Source organism: Planococcus sp. MB-3u-03 (assembly GCF_002833405.1).
Taxonomy (GTDB): Bacteria; Bacillota; Bacilli; order Bacillales_A; family Planococcaceae; genus Planococcus.
The window spans coordinates 2,895,325-2,921,421 of record NZ_CP025135.1; the positions used below are offsets into that span (position 1 = coordinate 2,895,325).

Genomic DNA, 26,097 nt, shown 5'->3' on the forward strand with positions numbered 1-26,097 from the left:
CCCTCCAGTTCGCATATTTTCCAAGCTTTTCTCTATGAAAGGCAGCCATTGCCGGCGCTGTTACTTGCCGGCTGAAGCCATTTTGCTTTCTTCGAATGCGGCCATTTCGGCATCGAATTTCGCCATGCCGCTGTCTTGCAGCTTGCTGATGCGTTCGTTGATCTTCAAATAGGCTTTCGGAATGACGCGGACGAATTTGGCAGAAAGAATCTCCCAATGATCCAATACGCGTTTGCCGTTCAGGCTTCCTGTGTAGCGGACATGGTTTTCGACCATCTCTTTCAGTTCCGCGATTTCCGAAGGATCTGCGAGCGGCTGCATATGCACCATTTCGGGGTTGCAGCGTGCACTGAATGTTTCATCTTCATCCAGGATATACGCGACGCCGCCTGACATGCCGGCTGCGAAGTTCTTGCCGGTGTCTCCGAGAATGATAACGCGTCCGCCGGTCATGTATTCACAACCGTGGTCGCCGACGCCTTCGACGACAATCTTAGCACCCGAGTTGCGGACGGCGAAACGCTCGCCGGCCATGCCGTGGATATACGCTTCCCCAGCCGATGCACCGTAAAACGACACGTTGCCGATGATGATGTTCTTCTCGGGAAGGAATGTGGAATCCGCTGCTGGCTTGACGATGATCTTGCCGCCGGATAAGCCTTTTCCGACAAAATCGTTGGAGTCTCCGATCAAATTGAGCGTCATGCCTTTCGGAATGAATGCACCGAAGCTTTGCCCGGCTGAACCTTGGAAGTTCAATGTAATGGTATCTTCCGGCAAGCCCTCTGCTCCGTATTTGCGGGAGATGGCACTGCCGATGATCGTCCCGGTTGCGCGGTGGATATTGCGAATTGCTGTCGATACTTCGACACGTTCACCGTTTTCGATCGCATTGCGGCAGCGCGGGAGAAGCTCTTGCACATCAAGCGTATGCTTCAAACCGTGGTCTTGCTTGATTGTTGCATAGCGGCCAACTTTTTCCGGCAGGTCCGGTTGATAAAGAAGCTGCGTCAAATCCAGCCCTTCCGCTTTCCAATGCTTGATCGCTTTATTCGTTTCGAGTACATCGGTGCGGCCGATCATTTCGTTGATCGTGCGGAACCCAAGCTCCGCCATCAATTCGCGTGCTTCCATAGCGATAAAGCGCATGAAGTTCGCGACGTGATCTGCTTCGCCCGTGTATTTTTTGCGCAGTTCCGGGTTTTGAGTCGCAATCCCGACTGGGCATGTATCCAAATGGCAGACGCGCATCATGACGCATCCAAGCACGACGAGCGGTGCTGTCGAGAAGCCATATTCTTCTGCCCCGAGAAGCGCCGCAGTCACGACGTCGCGGCCGGTCATCATCTTGCCATCTGTTTCGACGACGATGCGGTCACGCAGGCCGTTCAATAGCAGCGTCTGATGCGTTTCCGCAAGCCCGATCTCCCATGGCAAGCCGGTATGTTTCAAGCTTGTTTTCGGCGCCGCGCCTGTGCCGCCGTCGTAGCCGCTGATCAACACAAGATCTGCACGCCCTTTGGCAACACCAGCTGCGATTGTGCCGACACCGACTGCAGACACGAGCTTTACGCTGATGCGCGCACGCGGGTTGGCGTTTTTCAAGTTGAAGATCAATTCCGCCAAATCTTCGATTGAATAAATGTCGTGGTGAGGCGGCGGTGAAATCAATTCGACGCCAGTCGTCGAACCACGCACTTCCGCAATCCATGGATATACTTTCTTGCCTGGCAAATGCCCGCCTTCTCCTGGCTTCGCCCCTTGTGCGACTTTGATCTGGATTTCATCAGCATTGACCAAATAATGGCTTGTAACACCGAAGCGGCCGGATGCAACTTGCTTGATGGCGCTTCTGCGGTTGTCGCCATTATCGTCCGGAATAAAGCGTGAAACTTCTTCGCCGCCTTCTCCTGAATTGCTGCGGCCGCCGATTTTATTCATCGCGATTGCTAAGGCTTCGTGAGCTTCTTTACTGATAGACCCGTAAGACATGGCACCGGTTTTAAAGCGTGCGCAAATCTCTTCGACCGTTTCGACTTCTTCGATCGGCACCGGCGTACGGTCTTTGAATTTCAATAAGCCGCGCAATGATTGGAGATTGGCTTTTTCATCCGTCAATAATTTTGAATACTTGCGGAATGTATCGTAATTATTCGTCCGGCATGCTTGCTGAAGCGTATGGATCGTCATTGGGTTGTATTGATGGTCCTCGCCGTTTTCACGGTACTGGTATTCGTCGCCTGATTCGAGCGCTGGATTCGATCCTTCACGGTCCGGATAAGCAGACGCATGGCGAAGCAGGACTTCCTTGGCGATAATATCGATGCCGATGCCGCCTAGACGCGAAGATGTACGCGTGAAGTATTTATCGATAACGTCCATATGAATACCGATTGCTTCGAAAATCTGTGCACCTCGGTAACTTTGAATAGTTGAAATGCCCATTTTAGACAATATTTTAATAATCCCGTCCGTTACAGCTTGAACGTAGCTCGTTTCCGCTTGTTCGACGTTCATGCCATGGATATCATCTTTCGCTACCAGGTCTTCGATCGATTCGAACGCCAGGTAAGGATTGATTCCTTCTGCACCGTAGCCAATCAGCATTGCGAAATGATGGACTTCGCGCGGTTCTGCAGATTCAAGCAGGATGCTCATGCGTGTTCGTGTACCTTGTCGGATTAAATGATGATGAAGGCCTGATACTGCAAGGAGCGCAGGAATTGCCGCATGCGCGCTGTCAACTCCGCGGTCGGACAGGATGACCAGCGTCGCGCCTTGTTCAATCGCCTCGTCCGCTTCTGCAAACACTGCTTCTAAGCGCGCTTCCATCGCTTCTGCGCCTCCGTCCGCTGTAAACAGGATCGGCAAGGTAACGGCTTTGAACTCCGGCAAGTTTTGCTGGCGCAGCCTTTCCAGCTCTGCATTCAGCAATACCGGTGTTTCTAGGCGGATATGACGCGCGCTTTCCGGTTTCGGATCCACCAAGTTGCCTTCTGCCCCGATCGTCGTCCGGGCTGCCGTGATGATCTGTTCGCGGATGGCATCAATTGGCGGGTTGGTAACTTGTGCAAACAATTGCTTAAAGTAGTTATACAAAAGCTGCGGTTTTTTCGACAATACTGCAAGCGGTGAGTCGTAACCCATCGAGCCGACTGGATCTTTCCCATCGGATGCCAGTGGTTTAATGATTTTCTGAACTTCTTCTTGCGTATAACCAAAAGCAAGCTGCTGCTTCAATAACCCTTCGGTGTTTGGATGCACCACTTCTTTTGGTTCTGGTAAATCGCCCAAATCGAACAGATTGTTTTCGACCCAATCTTTATAAGGGAGTTCGGATGCAATCTGCGTTTTGATTTCGTCGTCCGGGATGATCTTGCCGGCTTCAAGATCCACCAACAGCATCTTCCCCGGACGCAAGCGGTCTTTATAGATGATGTCATCCGAAAAGATATCAAGCGCCCCGACTTCTGAGCCGAGTACGATCATGCCGCTTTTCGTAATATAATAACGCGCCGGGCGCAAGCCGTTGCGGTCGAGACAGGCTGCGATCTGGCGTCCGTCTGTAAACACCAGTGCCGCTGGGCCGTCCCACGGCTCCATGAGCGTGCTATGGTATTCATAGAAATCGCGTTTTTTCTTGTCGATCGATTGATCGTTGACCCATGGCTCTGGAACCATCATCATCGCCGTGTGCGCAAGCGAACGGCCTGATAGATGGAGGAATTCGAAGCAATTGTCGAACATCGACGAGTCGCTTCCTGTCTCATCAATGACCGGCAGGACTTTTTGCAAGTCTTGGTCATTGAAATAAGGGGAGTTGCAAGCGAGCTGACGGGCTCTCATCCAATTGACATTTCCGCGAAGCGTATTGAATTCGCCGTTATGGATGGAGTAGCGGTTCGGGTGGGAACGCTGCCAGCTCGGGAAGGTATTCGTACTGAACCGTGAGTGGACGAGTGCCAACGCCGATTTGAATTCGGGATGGTTGAGGTCGATATAGAATGAATCCAGTTGTTCCGGGATGAGCATGCCTTTATAGACGATTGTGCCGGCAGACAAGCTGCTGAAATAGACGTCTTTAAATTCTTCCACGCCGCCCATTTCCTGCTCGATGCGTTTACGGATAATGTACAAACGGCGCTCCAAGTCCATGCGCGTCTCTAGCTCCGCTGATGCGCCGATGAAGATTTGGCGAATGACTGGCTTGGTTTTCGCTGCGACATTTCCGACAAATGAATCGTTGACTGGAACCGGGCGCCAACCAAGTGATTGCTGCCCTTCTTCTTCGACAATACGCTGGATGATGTCTTTTGCCTTCATGCGCAGATCGTAATCCTGTGGCATGAAAATCATCCCGATGCCGTATTTCCCTTCATCCGGAAGAACGATTCCTTCTTTTTCACATTGCTTCAGGAAAAAGCGGTGCGGAATCTGCGTCAAAATACCGGCGCCGTCCCCCGTGCTCGTATCTGATGATTGGCCGCCGCGGTGTTCCAAGTTACACAGGATGTTTACTGCGTTCTGGACAATATTGTGCGATTTTCTGCCGTCTATATTAGCGATCATCCCAATACCGCAAGCTTCATGTTCCTGGTCGGGATGATACAGTCCTTGTGCGATCGGATACTCTTTCTTTCTCAATAAAACCGCCTCCTTTTACACGCTAATTTGTCATAATATTATGATAGTATATCATATAACTGAATATATATACAATTGCATTTTGTGAAAAATTTATCAAGTGCATGAAGATTCATTGCAAATCCTAGCATCTCAAGTGAAACCGCTTTCAAATATAGGTGTATAGCGATTTTTCTTTATTCGCTATTTGTGTATATTGATACAGTATTTTTTTCGACAGATGTTCTTGGCAGTTATTTTTCCCAGTAAATAGACAATTCGAGTTGGAATTTGCTGATTGATTGCTCTCAAATAACTGGCTCCCCACACCAGTTTTTCGGCCGAATGCGCATAGAATTTTCTATACAAAAAAGAGCGCAGAAAATGAATCATTTTCCGCGCTCTTTTCAAACAGCTATAAAATTTTCTTGTTTTATCCCATTCTCCATGTTGACGCATAAGGCAAATGCCTCTGCCAAGGCAACCAAATTGCTACGAATTATTCACAGTTTCATACATCCGAATTGCTTCAAGAAAGTATTCCCCGTATTTCTCCAGCTTGTTGGCGCCGACTCCGCTGACTTCCAGGAAGGCTTCTTCATCTTTCGGTTTACGCGCAACCATGTCCTGCAGGCTTTTATCCGAGAAGATGACAAACGGCGGAACTCCCGCCTCGTCCGCCAATTTCTTGCGGACCGTGCGCAATTCCTCGAATAGCGGATCGTTGGTGGCGATTCGTTTCGTTACGACAGCGCCTTTTCTCATGACGCGGCGTTTTCCGAGCAGCACATCGCGCCCTCCGTCCGGGACGAAGATCGTCGGAAAGCTGCCTTGTTCAACTGCCAGCAGTTCCTGTGAAATCATGAATTCGATAAGATTCGACACTTCTTTTGAATTCATATGCTTCAACACGCCGTAGGTCGACAATTGATCAAAGCGGAAATCGAGCACTTTCTTATTGCGTGAGCCGGTCAATACTTGGGCAGTCATCGTCTTGCCGAATTTCTGGCCCATGCGGATGACGCATGACAATACTTTCTGGACATCTTCCGTGACATCCTGGCCTTCCCGCTCGTCGACGCAATTTCCGCAATGGCCGCACGGAGCCGCACTTCCGTCGCCAAAATAATGGACGATGAATTGCTGAAGGCAGTTTTCCGTATGGCAATAATCGACCATCCCCTGGAGCTTTTTCAACTCCCCTGGAATGCGCGTTGGGTCTTGCGCCTGGTCGATCAAAAAGCGCTGCGTTTGGACGTCCTGCGAAGCGTACAGGACGATGCACTCACTCGGCAACCCGTCTCGCCCCGCACGCCCTGCTTCCTGATAATAGCTTTCCATGTTTTTGGGCAGCTGGTAATGGATTACATAGCGAATATTGGATTTATCGATGCCCATTCCGAATGCATTGGTCGCGACCATCACGGTCACTTCATCGTTCAAAAAGCGCTCTTGCCCGAGGCGGCGTTCTTCGTCCGGCATGCCGGCATGGTATTTCGCCGCTTTGACGCCGCGTTTGATAAGCGATTCATAGACCGAATCCACCGTTTTGCGCGTCGCTGCGTAAATGATACCTGCTTCATTATCATTTTTCTGGACATAATCGCGGATAAAGCGTTCGCGGTCCTGTCCTTGAATGACCGAAAAGCTTAAGTTCGCCCGTTCAAATCCGGTAATGACGGTATTTTGTTCTTCGATATCCAGGATGCGGCAAATATCTTCCCGCACTTGAGGTGTGGCCGTAGCCGTCAACGCAAGCACCGTCGGATTGTCCGGAAAAATTTCCAGCATGCGGCTGATCAGGCGGTAGCTCGGCCGGAAATCATGGCCCCATTGCGAGATGCAATGCGCTTCATCGACTGCGATGAGCGGTACCTTGACGCCTTGCAGGCCATCCAAAAACATTTCTGAATCGAGGCGCTCTGGCGCGATATACAATAATTTGATGATGCCCATCTGCACTTCATGAAGGATTTCACGGACTTCATAGACATCGAGCGAACTATTAATAGAAGCAGCTGGAATTCCGGCTGCCTGCAATGCATCAACTTGGTCTTTCATCAGGGAGATCAGCGGCGAGACGACGATCGTTGTCCCTTCCATGGCAAGCGCAGGAATCTGGTAGCACATCGATTTCCCGCCGCCTGTCGGCATGACGCAAATCGTATTTTGGCCATCGAAGACTTGTGTGATGGCCTGCTCCTGGCCGGTCCGGAAGCTATCATACCCGAAATGCGACTGCAGTAATTTTCTTGCTTGTTCCAACACCTTTGAACACTCCCCATACTGTTTTACTATGAACGTAGCTTACCATATTTGAAGGGCTATTTCTTTTTTGGCATACGAAAAGCCACCCCGGAAAATCGATTATTTCCCGGGATGGCTGAAAAGGCCTTTTTATTCGGATCGTGCAGGTGAAAATGATCTCAGGCGTATACTCTGGCCAACAGGAAGAAGTATGGCCGCTTCATGCCTTTCCAGTCCATCATGCCCAGCAGCACGTCCTCATTCACTTTACGGAAATGGTCCTGGATCGGCAATTGATCGTAAATCATCACCGCACTCGTTTTTCCGCGCCACTCCATCTTACGGAGCCGCGCTGCACCTCTCGCACCACTCAGCAGATTGGAAATCAGGCCAGGGGGAAACGGATGCAGCGGGAACGGTTCTCCAAAAGGGTTGTTGAACAATAAAGGATCGACATGCTCGGTGCTGTGGAAAGCTTTGCCGTACCAGCCCGTTTTTTCAAGCCATCCGTCCATTGGGTGTCCTGTAGGCAATTCGCGCCCTTTCCACGTGCCGAACATTTCGTGTGGGTCGACTGGCTCGAGCGCATCGAACAAGCGGCAAGCTTCACCGGCACTCTCCGCGCCGCGCTCCATCATTTCCCAAGCCCAGCGTTCCGGCTTCATGGCCCTCTTCCTTTCAGCTTAAATTTCGATCTCCCACTGTTTAGCTTCTTCGTCTTTCATCTGCTGCTCGGTTTCTTCAGGGTAAGCTGTGCGGAATTTATGCGAATCCTGCGGGATGATTTCCACCATTTTATCGATCATGTCCTGCGGGTCGAATTGGTCTTCCAAACCTTTCTCTGCTTCTTTCATGTCTTCAGGGCGCGTGAAGTGGATTTTCTCATCAAACCATTTCCACTTCGCTTCTGCACTGCGGTCATTGAAACCTGTGTCGAATGCGCCTGGATTGATCGTCGCCACTTGCACCCCGAACTCCGCCATTTCCTTGCGCAGCGTTTTCGCAATCGCTTCGATGGCATGTTTCGTCGCCGTGTACGGGCCAACGTAAGGCGTCGACATGATGCCGGCCATAGAAGACAAGAAGATAATCTTGCCTTTGCCTTTTTCGACGAATTTACGTGCCGCAATTTGCGCCGTTTCAAGTGTCTGGAATACGTTCACTTCGAATAGCTCACGGAAGTTCGACATCGGCACTTCACCGAGCGCGCCTCCTTCATTGACGGCGGCATTCGCCACAAAGATATCAAAATCATATTCGAGCATCTGTGCCAGATCCTGCGGGTTTTTGATATCCATCTTAAATGTAGTCAGCTCAACTCCAGCGGACGCTGCCGCTTCACGGAGAGATGTTACTTGCGGTGCTGTTTCGACTGGCGCGATCACTTTATGCCCTTTTGCCGCTAGGCCCAGTGCTGTGCCTTTACCGAGCCCGCTTCCGGCTCCTGTAATGAAAATCGTTTTACTCATCATTTTCTCCTCCTGATTCTGTAAGTTGCTTGCTATAGGTTGTTTTCCCCGTAACAACTAGAATAAACAGGTTTAATTGAGCCACCATTCTTTGCGGTCCATTTCTTCCGCAAAGTGGGCGTATTCAGAGAGCGTCTCCTCCAACACTTTTTCGCTCCGGGCAAGCATGCGCTCCCTTGCTTTTTTCCGTTTAAAGCGCCGCCCATAGACGGCCTGCAATTCATCATAGGAGGTTTTCAATTCACGGAAACTCGCCGCAATTTCATCGTCTTCATCCGATAATAGCGAAGCCAGCATCCCGATTTTTCCGTACAGCTCTTCCACTGTATAACGCTCGCGATCCTTATAGAGGATGCCGGCCACAATCGATGCTGGCAGTTCCTCGTCCACTCCCCGCGCCAAGTCTGTCAGCAGCTCAATCATAATGCGCCGGTTGCTCGCCAGTGACAGGACATAAAAAACATGGGGAATTTGGTCAACGGGCGTTTCTTCAATATAATTATCTATTTGCCTGATCAAGTCCTCCGCTTTTAAATGGTCGATGAGAATGCCCAGCCGGTATGTTTCGTACATTATGTATCTTCTCAAACCCTCACCGCCATTTCCTTAAGTGTCCTTTTTATTTTGACAGATAATTCTGTCAAAAACAATTCATCAATAGCTCTTGTCATACAAAAAAAGCCTGTCCTCCTCATTACAGGAGAACAGGCTCGTGATTTTGTGCAGACATCAAGTCGCCAAGCCGTAGCTGCCCATACGGCGCTTCACTTGGATAAAGGAAGCCGCCTCGGCGAGTTCCGCTTCATTCAATGGCTGGTCATCGAGCATCACTGTATATTCGTTCAGGAAATTCGCATTTTGAAGATCGACATTTATCGTGCGGTCGTTGCGGTCCAATAGGCTATCCACAGAAATCTCAAAGAAATCGGCGAGGCGCTCCAGATGTACAACTGACACTTGTTTCTTTCCGCTTTCGTATGCCCATACCGTGCTTTTCGCAAAGCCCAGACGGTCTGCAAGCTCTTCCGGGGAAAGGCCTCTCACTTCTCTTAAGTCTTTTATTTTTTTGCTTAACTGCTTCATAGTTGAGTCCTGCTCCTTTTAATAGATTTCTAATTATTTTAAATGTACTGCAATTAAAGTGAATGAGCAATCATTTTATGGATAATTTTAAAATTAAATGAATATTTAGTGAACAGTATCTATTTAATATAATAATTGGAAATCAAGCAGGTCATAAAGCATATAAAAATTAAAAATCTTATTCTGTGATGATTATTCCCAACTTTCGGGCAAACAGCAATGCTTGATCCGTAGATACTTTGCACCCCGCAAGCAATTCCGTCGTCAATTGCAGATCTTCGAAGCGGCTTGAACTGAAGTCGGTGCCTTTAAGGGAAGTTCCCGTGAAATTGGCTTCATTTAAGTCGCTGTCAAGAAACTGCGCATTTTTCAGATTTACTTCATAGAAATCCGCTTGCCGCAGCACACTCTTCTCGAACGCCACGTCGCTTATATGGGAAAATCCGAAAACTGCATAATCGATACGGCATTCTTTAAAACGTGCATAGCGGATCGCGCTTTCCGTGAAATCCGTTCCCAGCAACCGGCAATTCTCGAACTTCACCCGATGGAACACCACCCGCCTCATATCAGCATTCGATAAATCGCAATTGATGAACACCACATCCGCGAACTCACTGCGTTCCCACTCGCCATCCAAAAAACGGACATTCTCGAACAGCACCCGGTCAAAATGGACGTTCCCTGCCGGTAATTCCTCGGAAACGATCCGGCAATCATGGACATATCCATCATCTAATGCTTCAATATAAGAAAATGTTTCTAATTCTGGGGGAAGCATCGGTTCGGTCTTCTTGTTCTTTTTCATCATCATTCCTCCTGGCTTGCGTATGTTCTTTCTTCATCTTAACGACAATCCAGTTTCTTGTCCCATCCGCCGCGAGAATTGCCTCAACCCAAATCCGCTGTAAAGGAGATGCTGCATGGAAAATGTCAAAAGTACGTTTAAGGAAGTCGCCTCTGCCATTCTGCCTGTCACGATTGTCGTCGTCTTGCTTCAAGTGCTGATCATCCGCCTGCCGCTCGAAGCGCTGCTGCAGTTTTTGATCGGGGTTGTTTTTGTAGGCACCGGCTTTTTCCTGTTCCTGCTGGGTGTCAATGCAGGGCTGCTTCCGATCGGGGAGTTGATCGGCAAGAAGCTGCCCTTGACCCGTAAGCCTTGGTTGATCATTGGGACGGGCCTGGTGCTTGGGCTCGCCGTCACGATTGCCGAACCGGATGTCCGTGTATTGGCCAATCAGATTGAGGACGTTTCAGGAGGGGATATTTCACGGAACATCCTTATTTTATCCGTTTCGGTAGGCTTGGCGATTTTTGTCGCCTTGGCGATGGTCCGGACGCTGTTCAGCATTCCGATCCACTATATGCTGATCGGAGGATATATCCTTGTCTTCCTTCTTTCGTTTTTTGTTCCTGAAGCATTCATCCCAATTTCTTTCGATGCCGGCGGGGTTACGACCGGCCCGATGGCAGTGCCCTTTATATTGGCGCTGGGCATCGGCGTCGCCTCCGTCCTGCGCTCCGATAAGCCAAGCAGCGGTGAAGGCTTCGGCTTGATCGGGCTTGCCTCGATCGGCCCTATCATCGCTGTCATGATCCTGGGGGTGCTGTACCGGTGAACTTGCATATTTTCCAAGGTTTCGGGGAAGTGCTCATCGAAGTCAGCATGGCTCTCCTTCCTCTTGTCGTATTCTTTAGCGTATTTCAATTGTTCATGCTTAAATTGCCGAAAGAACGCGTGCTGCAAACCGGACTCGGCTTTATTTTGACATTTTTCGGATTGGCCTTTTTCCTGCAAGGCGTCCATATCGGCTTTATGCCCTTCGGGGAATTGATGGGGGCGGAACTTGGCGATTGGCAATATCGCTGGGCGATCATCCCGATCGGATTTGTGCTCGGCTTTGTGGCAACATTTGCCGAACCGGCTGTCCGCATCATGAACGAGGAAGTCGACCGCGAAACAGGCGGTTATATTTCCTCGCAGACCATGCTCTACACCTTATCGACAGGGGTCGGCTTATCCATCGCTTTATCGATGCTGCGGATTTTGACGGGCTGGTCGATCTGGTATTTCATCCTGCCGGGTTATATTCTCGCCCTTATTTTGATCTTTTTCTCCACACGCACATTCATCGCCATCGCCTTTGACTCAGGCGGCGTCGCTACCGGGCCAATGACCGTCACGTTCATCGTTTCTGTGGCAGTCGGCATCGCTTCTGTCACCGAAGGACGAGATCCGCTCGTCGATGGCTTTGGGATGATTGCGCTTGTGGCATTGACGCCGATTATTGCCGTGCTCGTTGTCGGCTTACTCTTTAATCGAAAGGCAGTGAATCAAAACCATGAATCTGAATCATAGACTGATGATTGCCATTGTAAAACGCGGTGCTTCGAGGGATGTCATCGCAGCGGCAAAAGAAGCCGGCGCTGACGGCGCGACGGTGCTGTATGCGGAAGGAATCGGGAGAAACGAAAAGCCCACTTTCCTCGGGCTTCCTGCTACACACGAAAAAGATGTCGTCTTTATCGCTGTCGACGGCGAAATCGAATTTGCCGTCGCAGAAGCCATCAGCCATGCGGCGAAATTAGGCAAATCAGGTTACGGCCTCGGCTTCACCGTCCACCTCAGCCAATTGCTGGGGGTGCCCCATCTTAACGACCGTGAAGACGACCGAAAAAAGAAGCGAGGAGTGGAAAAGATGCCAGAACCGAAAGATTTTCAATTGATCGTCACCATCGTCAATTCCGGAGATTCCGGACAAGTCGTCAAGGCAGCCGCAAAGCCGGCGCTGAAGGCGGAACTATCCTAGAAGGGCGCGGCACCGGAGTCAACGAACAGAAAAATTCATGAACTTTACAATCGACCCGGAAAAGACGTCGTCCTGACATTGGTGCCGTCCGTATTTGCCGAAAAGTCGTCGCGAGCATCGAACAAGCTGTCGACCTCGACGCTCCCGGAAAAGGCATCGCCTTTTGATCGACGTGGAAAACGTGTTCGGCGTCAATCATTCCTCTTTGAATCCATAAGAAAACCGGTGAGTTCAGGACTCACCGGTTTTTCTATTTAATAACGTTGTGCCCGATGCCCTTTGGCGCTGGCGGCTTGAGCTACTTTGCTCGCTGCCGGCTTGCCGTAAAGCTTCGGTTCAGCGTTTTCACTGCCTTTCATTTCGTTCATTTTCTTCACTTTCATATCGATGTTGTCACGGACACGGCGCCCATAGTCTTCATCGGCTTGGGTGAAGTGATGCACCATTTCCTCTTGGATGCGCGGATCGCATGCAGATAAGGCATCTCCGAGATTATTAATCAGTTCTTCCCGCTCCCAGTCCTCGAAACTGCGGTAGGTTTCACCGGCCTGGCCGTAATTATTCGTGCGGTCGATCGGCGCCTTCGTCAATTTGCCGTGGTATTCCGGCTCATGATCCGGTGTATCCGGACGGTCTGCTTCCTTGAACCCGCCAAGTACGGACGGTTCATAATTGATGTGCGGATTTTTTGCATTCTCGCCGCGCGGCACATCCATCGCCCCGCCGTATTGATTGGTCGCCACACGTTTTTTTGGCGCGTTGACCGGCAGCTTCAAATAGTTCGCCCCGACACGGTAACGCTGTGTATCAGAGTACGAAAACGTACGGCCAATCAGCATTTTATCATCCGAGAAATCCATGCCGTCGACAAGGACGCCCGTACCGAATGCGGCTTGCTCGATTTCCGCATGGTAGTTTTCTGGATTGCGGTTCAAGACCATTTTGCCGACTGGCAAGAATGGGAATTTATCCATCGGCCATAATTTCGTATCATCTAGCGGGTCGAAGTCGAGTTCAGCATGTTCATCATCGCTCATGATCTGTACGAACAACTCCCATTCCGGATAATCGCCGTTTTCAATCGAATCGTAAAGATCTTCCGTTGCATGCCCGACGTTTTTCGCCTGGATTTCATCAGCTTCTTCCTGAGTCAAATTGCGAATGCCTTGTTTTGGCTCCCAATGGTATTTGACGAGGACCGCTTCTCCCTTATCATTGACCCATTTATAGGTGTTGACGCCAGAGCCTTGCATATGGCGGTAGGTTGCTGGAATGCCCCAAGGAGAAAACAGGAACGTGATCATATGCGTCGCTTCAGGAGAGCGGGCGACAAAGTCGAACATCCGCTCCGGATCCGGAACGTTTGAAACCGGGTCGTTTTTAAAGGCGTGGATCATATCCGGGAATTTCATCGCATCACGGATAAAGAAAATTTTCAAGTTATTCCCGACAAGGTCCCAATTGCCATCTTCGGTATACATTTTCACGGCAAAACCACGCGGGTCGCGTGCCGTTTCGGGAGAGTGGCGGGAGCCTGCTACTGTAGAGAAGCGCACAAGCAGCGGCGTTTGTTTGCCTTTGCCTGAAAATACTTTGGCGCGCGTATATTTTTCAACCGGCTCGTCGCCGACAGTTCCATAAGTCTCGAAATAGCCGAATGCCCCGGCGCCACGTGCGTGGACGATGCGTTCAGGTATTTCTTCACGGTCAAAATGAGAGATCTTTTCGATGAAGTTATAGTGTTCAAGAGTAGCCTGCCCGCGATTTCCGATAGTCCGCAAATTCTGGTTGTCTTTTACCGGGTGCCCTTGGCGGTTGGTCAAGGTTTCCTCGTTTTCGCCCTCAGACATTTTGTTCTTAAGCTCTTCATTGTGGTCCTTCATGAGAATCCTCCTTCATTTTAATGCCATCATTTCCCTCTTCCCATAATCGCAAGCAAATAAACCTATTTTTTGCCAACTCCTCCCTTCGATACAGGCCGTTTCTATATAGAAGGCTCTTTTGCCACCCTAAAATCAAACCCGCCTCCCTTGGAATAGACAAATCCCGTCGGATATGGAAAACTAGAATGGAATCGACTTACAGAAAGCAGGGCTGGAAATGAGTGTTACCTTGAAAGAGAAAGGGAGATGGGACCCTTTGAAAGTTTTTTTGAAAGTATCAGCGGCCTATCTTCTCTCCCGGTTTTACCGAAATGCACAAGGCCCTAAAATCGCCCTGGTGGGAGGGAACCTCGGAGAAAAATACGAAGACAATGCTTCCGTTTTCCATAAATACCTGGTGAATAACCACGCAGACCAAGTCACGGCCTATTGGATGTATGATCCATCGACCGACTATGCGAAGAATGGGCGGATTCCAAATGCCGTGCCGCTTGGCAGCTTCCGCAATTATTTGCTGTTCTTCCGCGCCGATTACACATTCCACGGGCACTCCTTGCTTTACGATATCGTGCCATCAGCCGACAAATTCCTGAACTTGAACCGGCGGACGGTCATCACGCACGTCAGCCACGGCATCGAGGGCTTCAAGAAAATCCTCATCCAAAAAGAAGACGTCCCGCTGCTCAAGCGGACGGATTATTTCAATTGCGCATCGCGCTACGAATACGAGCTGAAACGCGACAAATGGAAAATCCCTGAAGAAAAACTCATCATCACCGGATTCCCCCGCTTTGACCGCTATTTGCCGGACCAGCCGCCAAAAGAGATGAAGCGCATTTTGATGATGATGACTTGGCGGGAATGGCTGTTTGACCTGTCGAGAGAAGAATTTCTCGACAGCAATTACTTCCGCAGCACGATCGGCTTATTGGAGCACGAAGGGATACGCGAACTCCTGAAATCCAACGGCATCCACCTTCAAATCGCACTCCACCCATTCATGAAGCGCTTTGAAGAACATTTCTTCCCGCTTGCCGACCAGGATTACGGCATCGAATTCCTGGATTTCAACCACACTTCCATCGAACGCTCGATTGAAGAAAACGATATGCTTCTGACGGATATCACCAGTGTTTCCTGGGACTTCCTGTATTTGAATAAGCCGATCATTTTCTTCATGTTCGACCAGCAGGAATACACGGAAAAACGCGGTTCCTACCTCGACCTCGACAAAGACCTTTACGGTTATAAATCCCAGACTGTAGAAGACGTCTATCGCACGCTTTCCTATATGCTCGAAAACAATATCACCCATAACGAGTGGTACGGGAAAGCCGAGGAGTATATCGATTATTTCGACCAGGACAATTGCAAACGCCTGGCACAACGCGTCATGAACGTATAAATGTTTCACGTGAAACTTTATAATGAGACAAGAAAACCGGCAAGCTTGGAGTGAATCCAGGCTTGCCGGTTTTCTTTCGTTATAAAAATGAATAATCATGAATAAGCCATTAAGTCATTGAATCGCTTAATTGCAATTCCACCGGGCAGTGGTCCGATCCATACACTTCCGTATGGATCGCCGCACTCTTCATTCGCCCGACGAGACGGTTGGAAGCGATGAAGTAATCGATGCGCCAGCCGACATTCTTCTCCCGGCAATTCGAACGATAAGACCACCATGAATAATGGCCGCCTTCATCAGGATGAAAATGGCGGAATGTATCCACGAAACCGCTGTCGAGAAAATCACTGATCTTCCCGCGCTCTTCTGGCGTGAAGCCCGAGTTCTTCTTATTGGCTTTCGGGTTTTTCAAATCGATTTCCTGATGCGCCACGTTCAAGTCCCCGCATAAAATGACCGGTTTTTCGAGGTCCAATTGCTGGATATAAGAAAGCAACTTGTCTTCCCACAATAGACGGTACGCAAGGCGCAACAGCCCGTGCTGGGAATTCGGCGTATAGCTATTGACCAAATAAAATTCAGGGAACTCCAATGTGATCAGCCTGCCTTCTGTATCGTGTTCCTCAAGACCGACACCGTAATGGACATTCAATGGGCGCTGTTTGGTGAAGACGGCGGTCCCTGAATAGCCTTTCTTCTGTGCATAATTCCAATATGTATGATAACCCGGAAGCTCCAAATCAATCTGGCCTTCCTGCAATTTGATCTCCTGAACACACAAAATATCGGCATCCACTGTCTCAAAGAAATCCATAAACCCTTTTTTCATCACGGCCCGCAGGCCATTTACATTCCATGATACCAATTTCATCCCATTCACTCACTTTCTTTCATCAGTGTAGCGGAATAAGGGCTTCGCCTCAAATACAGAGGTCTCGATTTCTTGTGACTTTGATTGTAAAATTTCAGCAAATATTCAGTCAAAACTGTCTTTTTTTAGAGTCTGTCTTGTACAATAGACTTAACAAAAAAGGGGGCCTTCGGCTATGGCGAAGTTCACGAAACCGGAAAAAAGCTGGGCGTTGTACGATTGGGGCAGCTCCGCTTATTCCATTATCATCACGACCGCAGTGTTTCCGCTGTTCTATAAAGCAGCTGCAACAGAGGCCGGTGTGGAACTTGCGGATTCAACAGCTTATTTAAGTTATACGATCGCTATTTTCACGTTTATCTTGGCGATGCTCGGCCCACTGCTCGGAACGATTGCCGATTATGAAGGAATGAAAAAGAAATTTTTCACCGTGTTTTTCGTGCTTGGCACAGTTTCGACGGCGATGCTCGCTTTCGTCCCGGAAGGCCAGTGGCTCTGGCTCTTGATCTGCTACGTGTTCGCTGCGCTTGGAGCGACTGGTGCGAATCTATTCTATGATGCTTTTATCGTCGATGTCACCACCAGCAAACGCATGAACCAAGTTTCGGCATTCGGCTACGGACTTGGCTATATCGGCTCGACAATTCCATTTGCGCTGGCCATCCTGATCATCCTGCTTGCGCAAAATGAAATCTTGCCGCTATCTGTCACAAATGCCAGCCGGCTTGCTTTCTTGATTACAGCCGCTTGGTGGATCTTGTTCTCGATTCCGCTGTTCCGCCATGTAAAACAACAGCATTTCATCAAACGCGAAGCAAATCCGGTCGTCCAAAGCTTCCGCCGGCTCAATAAAACGATCCGGGAAATACGCCAGTACCGCGCCTTGTTCCTATTCCTCATTGCGTATTTCTTCTATATCGATGGCGTCGGCACGATTATCTCACTGTCCACCGCATACGGAACTGATCTCGGATTGAGCGCCACCAGCTTATTGATCGTTTTGTTCGCCACACAAGTAGTGGCCGCGCCTTTTGCGATTCTCTACGGCAAGCTCGCCGATCGCTTTACCGGAAAGAAAATGCTGTATGTCGGCATTTTCGTCTATATTATCGTTTGTGTCTATGCGGTTTTCATCGAAACCATTATGGACTTCTGGATTCTTGCGATGCTTGTCGCCACCAGCCAAGGCGGCATCCAAGCCTTGAGCCGCTCTTATTTCGGCAAGCTCGTGCCAAAGCAAAATGCCAATGAGTTTTTCGGGTTTTACAATATTTTCGGCAAATTTGCCGCGATTACGGGGCCTTTGCTTGTCGGCGTCACTTCCCAGATTACCGGCAACTCCAGTTTAGGGGTTTTGAGTTTGGTCGTACTCTTCATCATCGGTCTGGTCGTCCTCATCTTCGTTCCAGAACCGGTGCCTCATGAGCCGGTCGATGAAGTCGCCGCTGAATAACTCAACACATAAAAGGCCTCCCGCAGCTGCGGGAGGCCTTTTTTCATGATTAATTATTCTTTTTCGCATCAGTTGGCTCAACTTTAATCTCGCCATCTGAGTTTTTGCCGAGTGATGATTCGCCGAATTCCACGACATCTACGCCGCCAGCATCTTTCTCAGCTTTCTTGATTTCTTTTTCGACTTTCTTTTCAGCCTTCTCATGCTCTTTTTGGGCTTTTTCTTCTTTTTTCTCTTCTTTTTCTTCAGCTTTTTCTTGCTGTTTCGCTTCTTTCTCAATTTCCTTTTCTTGCTTCTTCAATTCTTTTTCTTCTTTTTTCTCTTCGCGCTTCGCTTTCAGTTCGTCAGCTTTCACTTTCGCTTGCTCGATGGAAGTGTTCACTTTTTCACTGGAATCCGAAGTTTTCGCTTTCACTTGCTCCTGCAATTCCTTGCCGCTTTTAGGTGCAAGCAATAGGCCTGCTGCAGCGCCGATCAAAGCGCCTGTTACAGCACCGGCAACGAAGCTTCCACCGCCGCCTCCGCCTGATTCAGAACCGTATTCCGGTGCCATTGGTGCAGGCGCCTGGATTTTGCCTTGGCGCACGAGGCGCTCTTCGACTTCTTCTACGATTTCAAACAAGGTGCGCCCTCTTGCTTCAACTAATGAAACGCTCATGTGGAAATCCGTTAAATCTTCTTGGTCACGGACGACCACTACGTCGTAATCGGGTGCATCTGTTTTCTTTTCAAGAATTTCTGCACGATACCCTTTTTGTACTAATGCATCGCGTACGGATGTAAATGGATGTTCAACTGCAATTTTTACCATTCTGTGTCCACTCCTTTTTTTGAAAACTCTATGTTAAGTTGTTTTCCCCTAATCCACCGCTCTAAACTTATCCTTTGCGAACTCCTCCATTTTTTTCAAATTTTCACGCTTCGAATAACTTTGTGAATACACATATTCATCAGTCTGATGCGGAATCGTTTCTCGCTTCAAGACAGTTAGTGACGTACTTTATATTCACTTGGAGCATCAGGTTGGTATCCGCCTCCCTGCTTTGGGATGGCCTTTAGCCGCAAGCCAGAAAAAGCACCTGTCTTACAGCGTCGGCTCACCCTTGGCGCTGGTCGGCTTTGAGATTTCATTGAAACAGATGTGTCTATATGGGTCTGCTTCTCCATTATTCATCTGCCGGTTGAGGAATCGCTTCCTGCACCGAAAATGATAGTGGAATCTTTTGAGTAGAATTGTTTGAAATCGGATCAAGCTTTGAATTGTTATTCATTCTCTAGCTTTCGGGCTATTCATCCACCGCATATAAAAAACCCCGGACCAGCGTTTGAGCCGGTCGGGGCCAATGGATTTTATACGGTTACTTCTGCGCGTTCTACGGCTTTGATACGTGTTCCTGTTTCGGCATCGAAGAAATGGACATGTGCCATGTCGAAGGCGAGCGTTGCTTGATGCCCTGCTTCGATCGTAGTCGCGGCGTCGACACGGGCGATGAATTCCTGGTCCTCGTATACTGCGTGAAGAATCGTCTCCGCGCCTGTCAGTTCAGATACGGTGATCGTTGCATCGAATTCACTTGCTGGGATTCCAGACAGGTCTTCGTTATCGACATGGATATGTTCCGGGCGGATGCCAAGCGTGATCGGCTTGTTGTCATAGCCTTCTGCTTTCAGCACGTCCAAAAGTTTTGCAGGAATCGACATTTTCTTGTCTCCAACGGCAAAAGTGCCATCGACGAGTTTACCTTCAAAGAAATTCATCGCTGGTGAACCAATAAAGCCTCCGACAAAGCGGTTTTCTGGGAAATCATAGACTTCTTTCGGCGTGCCTACTTGTTGGATTAATCCGTCTTTCATGACAACAATGCGGGAAGCCATCGTCATTGCTTCCGTTTGGTCATGGGTGACGTAAATCGTTGTCGTTTTCAGGCGGTTATGCAATTTGGAGATTTCAGCGCGCATCTGTACGCGCAGTTTTGCATCCAAGTTCGACAAGGGCTCATCCATCAAGAAGACTTTTGCATCGCGGACAATGGCGCGTCCAAGTGCCACACGCTGGCGCTGTCCGCCTGAGAGCGCTTTCGGTTTTCTGTTTAGGTATTCTTCCAATCCTAAGATCGCGGCGGCTTCATCTACGCGGCGTTTGATCTCCGACTTTTTGAACTTTCTCAGCTTCAAGCCGAATGCCATGTTTTCATAGACGGTCATATGCGGATACAAGGCATAGTTTTGGAACACCATCGCGATGTCGCGTTCTTTTGGCTCGACATCATTCATGCGTTTTCCGTCAATGAAGAATTCACCTTCCGAGATTTCTTCCAGCCCTGCGATCATCCGCAATGTTGTCGATTTCCCACACCCCGAAGGACCGACAAAAACGATGAACTCTTCATCTTTTATATGTAAATTGAAATCACTGACTGCCAATGCGCCTTTATCATACCTTTTGCCTAATTGATCGATCTTAATTTCTGCCATGTCCCAGTCTCCTCTAATACTTTTTCTTCTATTATAGAGAATAAGCAGTAAATTACAAATATATATTTGGCAACTTCTATACTCTACTGTATACTCGTTTCTAATGAAGCTGGAATATTCTGTACTACTAGAGACATGAATAGCAAGCTCCTTCACAATCTTATCGACCGTTTGCTTCGGGAAACGAAATTTTTGGTTACCAAAGATATAAAAAAAAGGAGAGGAAAATCATGAAAAAACTCTACACAATACCTGCAGCCTTTTTGGCATCTTCCCTATTTCTTACGGGCTGCGCCGGTTTTCAGACTGGCAACAGCAACGATAGCTCGACTGAAAACGAAGATGGAAAAGTCGTTCTCGATTTCTGGACTTTCTGGGGTTCCGAAATCCGCCGTCCCGTCATTGAAAAAATCATTACCGACTTTAACGAATCCCAGGATGAAATCGAAGTTCAGCATACTTACCTTCCTTGGGGAGACATTTGGACGAAAGAACTCGCAGCGATTGCAGCTGGCGACCCGCCTGATGTAGTCATCAATGACATCAACACGACCGCTCTCCGAGGAGAACAAAACCAGGCGATGAACCTGGCTGAGTTCTTATCAGAAGACGATATTTCGGGCCAGTTCTATCCGGAACTATGGGATGCCACACTTCATGAAGGCGATTCATACGGCATACCGTTTAATACCGATACGCGCGTGCTGTTCTACAACAAAGATGCGTTTGAAGAGGCTGGGCTAGACCCTGAACAGCCCCCAACTACTTGGGCGGAACTTGAAGAATATGCAGCAAAGCTCGACGTGAAAAACGGCGATGATTACGAACGCATCGGGTTTTATCCATTATGGGGCATTAATTACGATGTTTGGATGCTGAATGCGAATGGCCACAACTTCATCAATGAAGAAAATGACGTCTTGATCGACACCGAAACCAATCTTGAAACGCTCGAATGGCTGAAAGGCTGGAAAGATAAATACGGCGACGATGTCATCAATTCCTATAAAGCTCAAATTGACAGCCAGCAAGGCAATCCGTTCTTCAACGGCAGCCTCGGCATGTACGTCAGCGCACCGACTTTCTACACACAGATTCGCGATTATGCAGATGACTTGAACTTCGGTGTCGCGAAATTGCCGGAAATGGAACCAGGCAACGGCCCTACGAGCTGGGGCGGCGGATTTGTCGCCGAGATTCCAGCCGGCGCTTCGAACCCTGAAGCTTCTTATGAATTCATCAAATACTTGACGGGTGCTGAAGCCCAGGAATATTGGGCGGTCCAGAACTTCGACAGCGTCGCCAATATCGAAGCCGCTGAAAACGCAGCACAGTCCGACGAATTTACAGAAGACGGCACCATGGTCTACAGCATGGCAACCGAATATATGAGCGATACTCTCCTTACACCGGTGCCGGTATCTGCCCCTGACTTCATGGGCAGCGTCAATCCGAAAATCGATGAAGTATTCCTTGGTTCGAAAACGCCAAAACAAGCGCTTGAAGAAGCACAGGCAGACGTCGAATCATTGATCGAAAAAAATACACGCGAGTAAGGAGGGCTTCGCTTGGCTAAAACAAAGTCGGCTATGCGGCGGAAAGAAACGATGTACGGTTATATTTTCGTCATGCCGTGGATCATCGGGTTTCTTGCTTTTACGGCAGGTCCCCTGCTCTTTTCACTGTTCGCAAGTTTTACCGATTACAACATTACAACCCAGATGGACTTTGTCGGAGCTGAAAACTATCAAGGGCTCTTCACCGAAGACGGTTTGTTTTGGACATCCCTTTGGAACACCTTGTACTATGTGCTATTTTCGGTCCCATTGACAACAATGGGCGCGATTTTCCTGTCGGCACTCCTGAACCAGGATGTTCCGGGCATCCGCGTATTCCGCACACTGTACTATTTGCCTGCGGTGCTGTCGGGGGTCGGCGTTTACCTATTGTGGATGCAACTCCTCGATCCGGGCACAGGAATGATCAATTTAATACTCGGCTGGGTCGGCATCGACGGACCCAACTGGCTATTCGATCCCGAATGGACCAAACCGTCCTTGATTTTCATGAAGCTATGGAGTGTCGGCGGCGCGATGCTATTGTATCTCGCGAGCATGCAAGGCGTTTCCAAGACTTTGTATGAAGCGGCGGAAATCGACGGCGCTAATACATTCCGCCAGTTTTTCCATATCACCTTGCCAATGATCACACCGGTCATTTTCTTCGATGTGGTGACCAGCCTGATCGGAGGCTTCCAGATTTTCCAGGAAGCTTATGTCATGTCGAGCAACGGCGAAGGTGGCCCGGCAAATTCCTTATTGTTCTACAACTTGTATATGTGGCGACAGGCTTTTGAGAACTTCAATATGGGCTACGCAATGGCCATGTCCTGGATTCTGTTCATCATTGTATTTATCCTGACCATGATCAACTTGAAGCTCGCTCCGCGTTGGGTCCATTACGAGGGAGGCGATAATCGATGACCTCCCGTCAAGAAGATACCCGCTACATCGAAGAAGCAGGCACCACGAAAGATATCAAAAACCCAAGCTATTTCGAGCATCATGGCAACCGGAAAAAAATGCTGAAACTCATTAATTTCGTGTTGCTTGCAGCGGGAAGCTTGATGATTTTATCGCCCTTATGGTGGATGTTCTCGACTTCGCTGAAGACGATGGCGGAAGTCATGTCCTTCCCGCCCACTTTCTTTCCGGAATCCTGGAATTGGTCCAATTACATCCGGACCTGGGAAGCGGCTCCGTTTACCCAGTACACAATCAATACGCTCGTCATCACCACCTTGGTCGTCATTGGCAATGTCTTGTCGAACTCGTTCATCGCATATGGTTTTGCCAAGATTCCGTTCCGTGGGCGCAATGTGCTGTTTGCGATTGTACTCGCGACGATGATGATTCCGGGATTCGTTACCTTGATCCCGCAATACGTCTTGTTCGCCAAGCTCGGCTGGGTGAATACCTATTATCCTTTGATCGTGCCGGCTTTTTTCGGCAGCGCGTTTAACATCTTCCTGTTGCGGCAATTCTATATGACGATTCCGAATGAATTGATTGAAGCAGCGAAGATGGAAGGCGCCAGCCATTTTTATATTTGGCGCAAGATTGGCTTGCCACTCACCAAGCCGGCAATCGCCACTGTTGCTATCTTTTCATTCAATGGTGCCTGGAACGACTTTCTTGGCCCGCTGCTCTATTTGAACGACGAGAACCTGTATACCTTGCAAATCGGCTTGCAGGTCTTTAAAGGACAGCTCAATACCCAATGGAACTATCTGATGGCCGGCTCATTGCTCGTCTTGCTGCCAGTCATTATCATTTTCTTCTTCTTCCAGAAGTATTTTATTCAAGGCATCAATTTACAATCTGGCGGGAAATAATAAAAGGCTTGCAGCCACTGGTTGCAAGCTTTTTTATCGTTGCGCCCAATACAAAAAGCCCCCGAAAAATTCGGGAGCTTCCTGCCATTGTGCTATTAGACCGTTGCCGGTTTTTTCTCTTTTTTGATCTGCTTGCTGCGTAGCTGTCCGCAAGCAGCATCGATGTCTGCGCCTTGTTCGTGGCGAACACCGCAATTGATGCCTTTTTTCTTCAATGCATCGTAGAATGCACTGATGGCTTCAGGCGTACTTTGCTGGTATTGGTCATGCTCATCGACCGAGTTGTAAGGAATCAAGTTGACGTAAGACAAGTGGCGCTTGTTTTCAAGCAATTTCGCCAGCTTGTTCGCTTCCTCGACATGGTCGTTGACGTCGCGCAGCATGATGTATTCGAACGTGATGCGGCGATTCGATTTTTCCAGATAGTAATCGATAGAATCCATCAGTTTTTCAACTGGGTACGCTTTGTTGATCTTCATGATGCGTGAACGCAATTCGTTCGTCGGTGCATGGATGGAGATCGCCAAGTTGACTTGCAAGCCTTCATCCGCATAATCGTAGATCTTCGGCACGATTCCGCTTGTTGAAACCGTGATGTGGCGTGCTCCGATCGCAAGCCCTTTTTGAGAGTTCACGACGTGGAGGAAATCCATCAAGTTTGTGTAATTATCGAACGGTTCGCCGATACCCATGACCACGATATGGCTGACGCGCTCTTCTTTTTGCTCCGCATCGAAATGCGCCTGCACTTGCATGATCTGCTCGACGATTTCGCCAGCGTTCAAGTCGCGGCTCTTCTTCAATAGGCCACTGGCACAGAAACTACAGCCGATGTTGCAGCCGACTTGTGTCGTCACACATACTGAGTTGCCGTATTTAAAGCGCATGAGAACCGTTTCGATCAAGTTGCCATCCTGCAAACGGAAAAGGAATTTGATTGTGCCATCAGACGATTCTTGCTTGACTGCCTGGTCCAATGTACGGATCGCAAAATTGCTTTCCAAAAGCTCGATGCAATCCTTCGATAAGTTCTTCATCTCCGAGAATTCAGTGACACGTTTAATATAAAGCCAATCCCACACTTGCTCCGCGCGGTATTTCTTTTGGCCATTTTCTACAAACCAATCTTTTAATTGTTCTATCGTCAATCCATAGATGGAATTTTTCATATTAGGACCCTCATTTCAGAATTTCACAATTGCTTATTATAATACTAAAAATCCAGTCTGGCAACAACTATTTTCGACTAAATCCTTCGGTACCTACTTTATTTCTGCATATTCCCTTACGGAGAAGGGTACAGAATCAATACAGCAAAAAGGAGGAGAATCATCATGGCAGCAATTACGCATGTGGGGCTGGCGGTCCCCGACTTAGATAAGGCAATTACATGGTACCGAAAAGTATTCGATTTTCATATTTTGGCGGGACCGTTTGAATTTGATGCAGAAACGGAAGGCCCGGAGTCGATGACCAATGATCTACAGGGGCCAGAGATCCGCAAGATGCGCAATGTCCACCTCATGTCCTCGGACGGCTTCGGAATCGAGCTATTCGAATTCCAGGACCCTTCTTTTTCTGAAGAGCCGCCGCGGCATGCAGGATTTTTCCATATTGCCCTCGTGGTCGATGACATCGTCGAAACGATTGAACGCGTAGTCCAGCATGGCGGGCGCCAGCGCAGCAAAATGTGGAACATCAATAAAGGCAAACCGCATTACCTCGTCTACACCGAAGACCCATTCGGCAACATCATCGAATTGTATTCACGCAACACGTCAGAAATGTACGGCAATCGTTGAACAGAAAAGAGAATACTTGTTAAAAAAAGCTGATGTCCATTGCGCCGGACGCTTTCCGCGGGCATGGCCTCAGCCGCTTCGTCGCTAACGCTCCTGCAGGGTCTTCGGCTCATGTCGCTCCGTCGCGTTGCTCCGTCACTGCTCCCGCTGGAGTCGCCGGCTACATTCCCATCAGCAAATACCGCTGGAGCATTTAATAAACAGATTACCGGAAATAACCCAACCAGTTTCTCAAGTTACATTCATTCAAGAAACTTATGAAATATCATTTTGAAGATACTAAAGTCAATTTAAAACCGGAGAGGCTATGTGGCTGTCCGGTTTTCAGAGTGTTGAAGAAGTCTATAATCTGCTATGAATGAAAAGGAAATCACCATTTCTACATTCAAAATCAATGTGCTATCTGAGTATTTGGAGAAGCGTTCGTTCGACTCCTGTGGGACTAGCGGGTTTGAGAGACCCGCAGGAACGCAGTGACGAGGAGACTCGATTCCCGCCCCACGGAAAGCGAGCGATAAGCTTCGGAAAATACGGTTTCCTGAGTTTCTCGACAGCCTGAAAACCGGACAGCCTATGTGG

At 48.8% G+C, this 26,097-nt stretch carries 21 protein-coding genes; 9 read left to right on the forward strand and 12 right to left on the reverse strand.

Annotation, left to right across the window (positions count from 1 at the left end; all coding sequences use genetic code 11):
- Positions 1-60: 60 nt before the first annotated feature.
- The 7 genes from gltB to CW734_RS15775 form a co-directional block, all read right to left on the reverse strand.
- Entirely contained in the window at positions 61-4,644 is a 4,584-nt protein-coding gene (gltB, locus tag CW734_RS15745; RefSeq protein ID WP_101191688.1) for a glutamate synthase large subunit, read from the reverse strand.
- A gap of 471 nt (positions 4,645-5,115) precedes the next feature.
- A complete protein-coding gene (recQ, locus tag CW734_RS15750; protein ID WP_101191690.1) occupies positions 5,116-6,891 on the reverse strand; it encodes a DNA helicase RecQ in 1,776 nt (591 codons plus the stop codon).
- A 158-nt stretch (positions 6,892-7,049) separates the two neighbouring features.
- Entirely contained in the window at positions 7,050-7,535 is a 486-nt protein-coding gene (locus tag CW734_RS15755; protein ID WP_198551094.1) for a DUF4334 domain-containing protein, read from the reverse strand.
- 18 nt (positions 7,536-7,553) lie between these two features.
- Positions 7,554-8,339: an SDR family oxidoreductase gene (locus CW734_RS15760; protein WP_101191692.1), complete on the reverse strand. Its 786-nt coding sequence runs from the start codon at positions 8,337-8,339 to the stop codon at positions 7,554-7,556.
- A 72-nt stretch (positions 8,340-8,411) separates the two neighbouring features.
- The gene (locus CW734_RS15765) at positions 8,412-8,912 is read right to left on the reverse strand and encodes a hypothetical protein (protein ID WP_101191694.1); all 501 of its coding nucleotides are present in this window, start codon (positions 8,910-8,912) and stop codon (positions 8,412-8,414) included.
- Between the two features lie 156 nt (positions 8,913-9,068).
- Entirely contained in the window at positions 9,069-9,422 is a 354-nt protein-coding gene (locus CW734_RS15770) for a helix-turn-helix domain-containing protein (protein WP_101191696.1), read from the reverse strand.
- Between the two features lie 178 nt (positions 9,423-9,600).
- Entirely contained in the window at positions 9,601-10,230 is a 630-nt protein-coding gene (locus tag CW734_RS15775; RefSeq protein WP_101191698.1) for a pentapeptide repeat-containing protein, read from the reverse strand.
- A gap of 115 nt (positions 10,231-10,345) precedes the next feature.
- Here CW734_RS15775 and CW734_RS15780 point away from each other — a divergent pair, with 115 nt between their 5' ends.
- Genes CW734_RS15780 through CW734_RS15790 form a run of 3 tightly spaced genes read left to right on the forward strand, consistent with a single transcriptional unit; the run spans position 10,346 to position 12,232 of the window.
- Positions 10,346-11,041 carry a DUF1538 domain-containing protein gene (locus CW734_RS15780; RefSeq protein ID WP_101191700.1) on the forward strand — a complete coding sequence of 232 codons (696 nt, stop codon included), beginning with the start codon at positions 10,346-10,348 and terminating at the stop codon, positions 11,039-11,041.
- Positions 11,038-11,781, forward strand: coding sequence for a DUF1538 domain-containing protein (locus CW734_RS15785; RefSeq protein ID WP_101191702.1), 744 nt, complete (start codon positions 11,038-11,040; stop codon positions 11,779-11,781). Before CW734_RS15780 ends, CW734_RS15785 begins: the two co-directional genes overlap by 4 nt.
- Before the next feature lie 4 nt (positions 11,782-11,785).
- A complete protein-coding gene (locus CW734_RS15790) occupies positions 11,786-12,232 on the forward strand; it encodes a P-II family nitrogen regulator (RefSeq protein ID WP_232787099.1) in 447 nt (148 codons plus the stop codon).
- Positions 12,233-12,486: 254 nt separating this feature from the next.
- Here the strand turns inward: CW734_RS15790 and CW734_RS15795 are convergent, their stop codons facing one another.
- On the reverse strand, positions 12,487-14,115 hold the full coding sequence (locus tag CW734_RS15795) for a catalase (RefSeq protein ID WP_157824177.1): 1,629 nt from the start codon (positions 14,113-14,115) through the stop codon (positions 12,487-12,489).
- 256 nt (positions 14,116-14,371) lie between these two features.
- On the opposite strand from CW734_RS15795, the gene CW734_RS15800 reads away from it, so the two are divergent.
- Complete coding sequence (locus CW734_RS15800; protein WP_232787100.1) at positions 14,372-15,520, forward strand: CDP-glycerol glycerophosphotransferase family protein; 1,149 nt, start codon at positions 14,372-14,374, stop codon at positions 15,518-15,520.
- A 109-nt stretch (positions 15,521-15,629) separates the two neighbouring features.
- Here CW734_RS15800 and CW734_RS15805 read toward each other — a convergent pair whose 3' ends face one another.
- On the reverse strand, positions 15,630-16,394 hold the full coding sequence (locus CW734_RS15805) for an exodeoxyribonuclease III (protein ID WP_101191705.1): 765 nt from the start codon (positions 16,392-16,394) through the stop codon (positions 15,630-15,632).
- A 175-nt stretch (positions 16,395-16,569) separates the two neighbouring features.
- Between CW734_RS15805 and CW734_RS15810 the strand changes: the two genes are divergently transcribed.
- A complete protein-coding gene (locus CW734_RS15810) occupies positions 16,570-17,847 on the forward strand; it encodes an MFS transporter (RefSeq protein WP_101191707.1) in 1,278 nt (425 codons plus the stop codon).
- Between the two features lie 49 nt (positions 17,848-17,896).
- On the opposite strand, the gene CW734_RS15815 is transcribed toward CW734_RS15810, so the two are convergent.
- Both CW734_RS15815 and CW734_RS15820 read right to left on the reverse strand, forming a co-directional pair.
- A complete protein-coding gene (locus CW734_RS15815; RefSeq protein WP_101191709.1) occupies positions 17,897-18,658 on the reverse strand; it encodes a YkuS family protein in 762 nt (253 codons plus the stop codon).
- Between the two features lie 539 nt (positions 18,659-19,197).
- Entirely contained in the window at positions 19,198-20,322 is a 1,125-nt protein-coding gene (locus CW734_RS15820; RefSeq protein ID WP_101191711.1) for an ABC transporter ATP-binding protein, read from the reverse strand.
- Between the two features lie 230 nt (positions 20,323-20,552).
- Here CW734_RS15820 and CW734_RS15825 point away from each other — a divergent pair, with 230 nt between their 5' ends.
- From CW734_RS15825 to CW734_RS15835, 3 genes are all read left to right on the forward strand, one after another.
- Positions 20,553-21,878, forward strand: coding sequence for an ABC transporter substrate-binding protein (locus tag CW734_RS15825; protein WP_101191713.1), 1,326 nt, complete (start codon positions 20,553-20,555; stop codon positions 21,876-21,878).
- A gap of 12 nt (positions 21,879-21,890) precedes the next feature.
- The gene (locus tag CW734_RS15830) at positions 21,891-22,805 is read left to right on the forward strand and encodes a carbohydrate ABC transporter permease (RefSeq protein WP_232787101.1); all 915 of its coding nucleotides are present in this window, start codon (positions 21,891-21,893) and stop codon (positions 22,803-22,805) included.
- 98 nt (positions 22,806-22,903) lie between these two features.
- Positions 22,904-23,716 carry a carbohydrate ABC transporter permease gene (locus CW734_RS15835; RefSeq protein ID WP_058383772.1) on the forward strand — a complete coding sequence of 271 codons (813 nt, stop codon included), beginning with the start codon at positions 22,904-22,906 and terminating at the stop codon, positions 23,714-23,716.
- A gap of 95 nt (positions 23,717-23,811) precedes the next feature.
- On the opposite strand, the gene rlmN is transcribed toward CW734_RS15835, so the two are convergent.
- Complete coding sequence (gene rlmN / locus CW734_RS15840; protein ID WP_101191715.1) at positions 23,812-24,885, reverse strand: dual-specificity RNA methyltransferase RlmN; 1,074 nt, start codon at positions 24,883-24,885, stop codon at positions 23,812-23,814.
- Between the two features lie 165 nt (positions 24,886-25,050).
- On the opposite strand from rlmN, the gene CW734_RS15845 reads away from it, so the two are divergent.
- Complete coding sequence (locus CW734_RS15845) at positions 25,051-25,518, forward strand: VOC family protein (RefSeq protein WP_101191717.1); 468 nt, start codon at positions 25,051-25,053, stop codon at positions 25,516-25,518.
- The last annotated feature ends 579 nt before the right edge of the window (positions 25,519-26,097 follow it).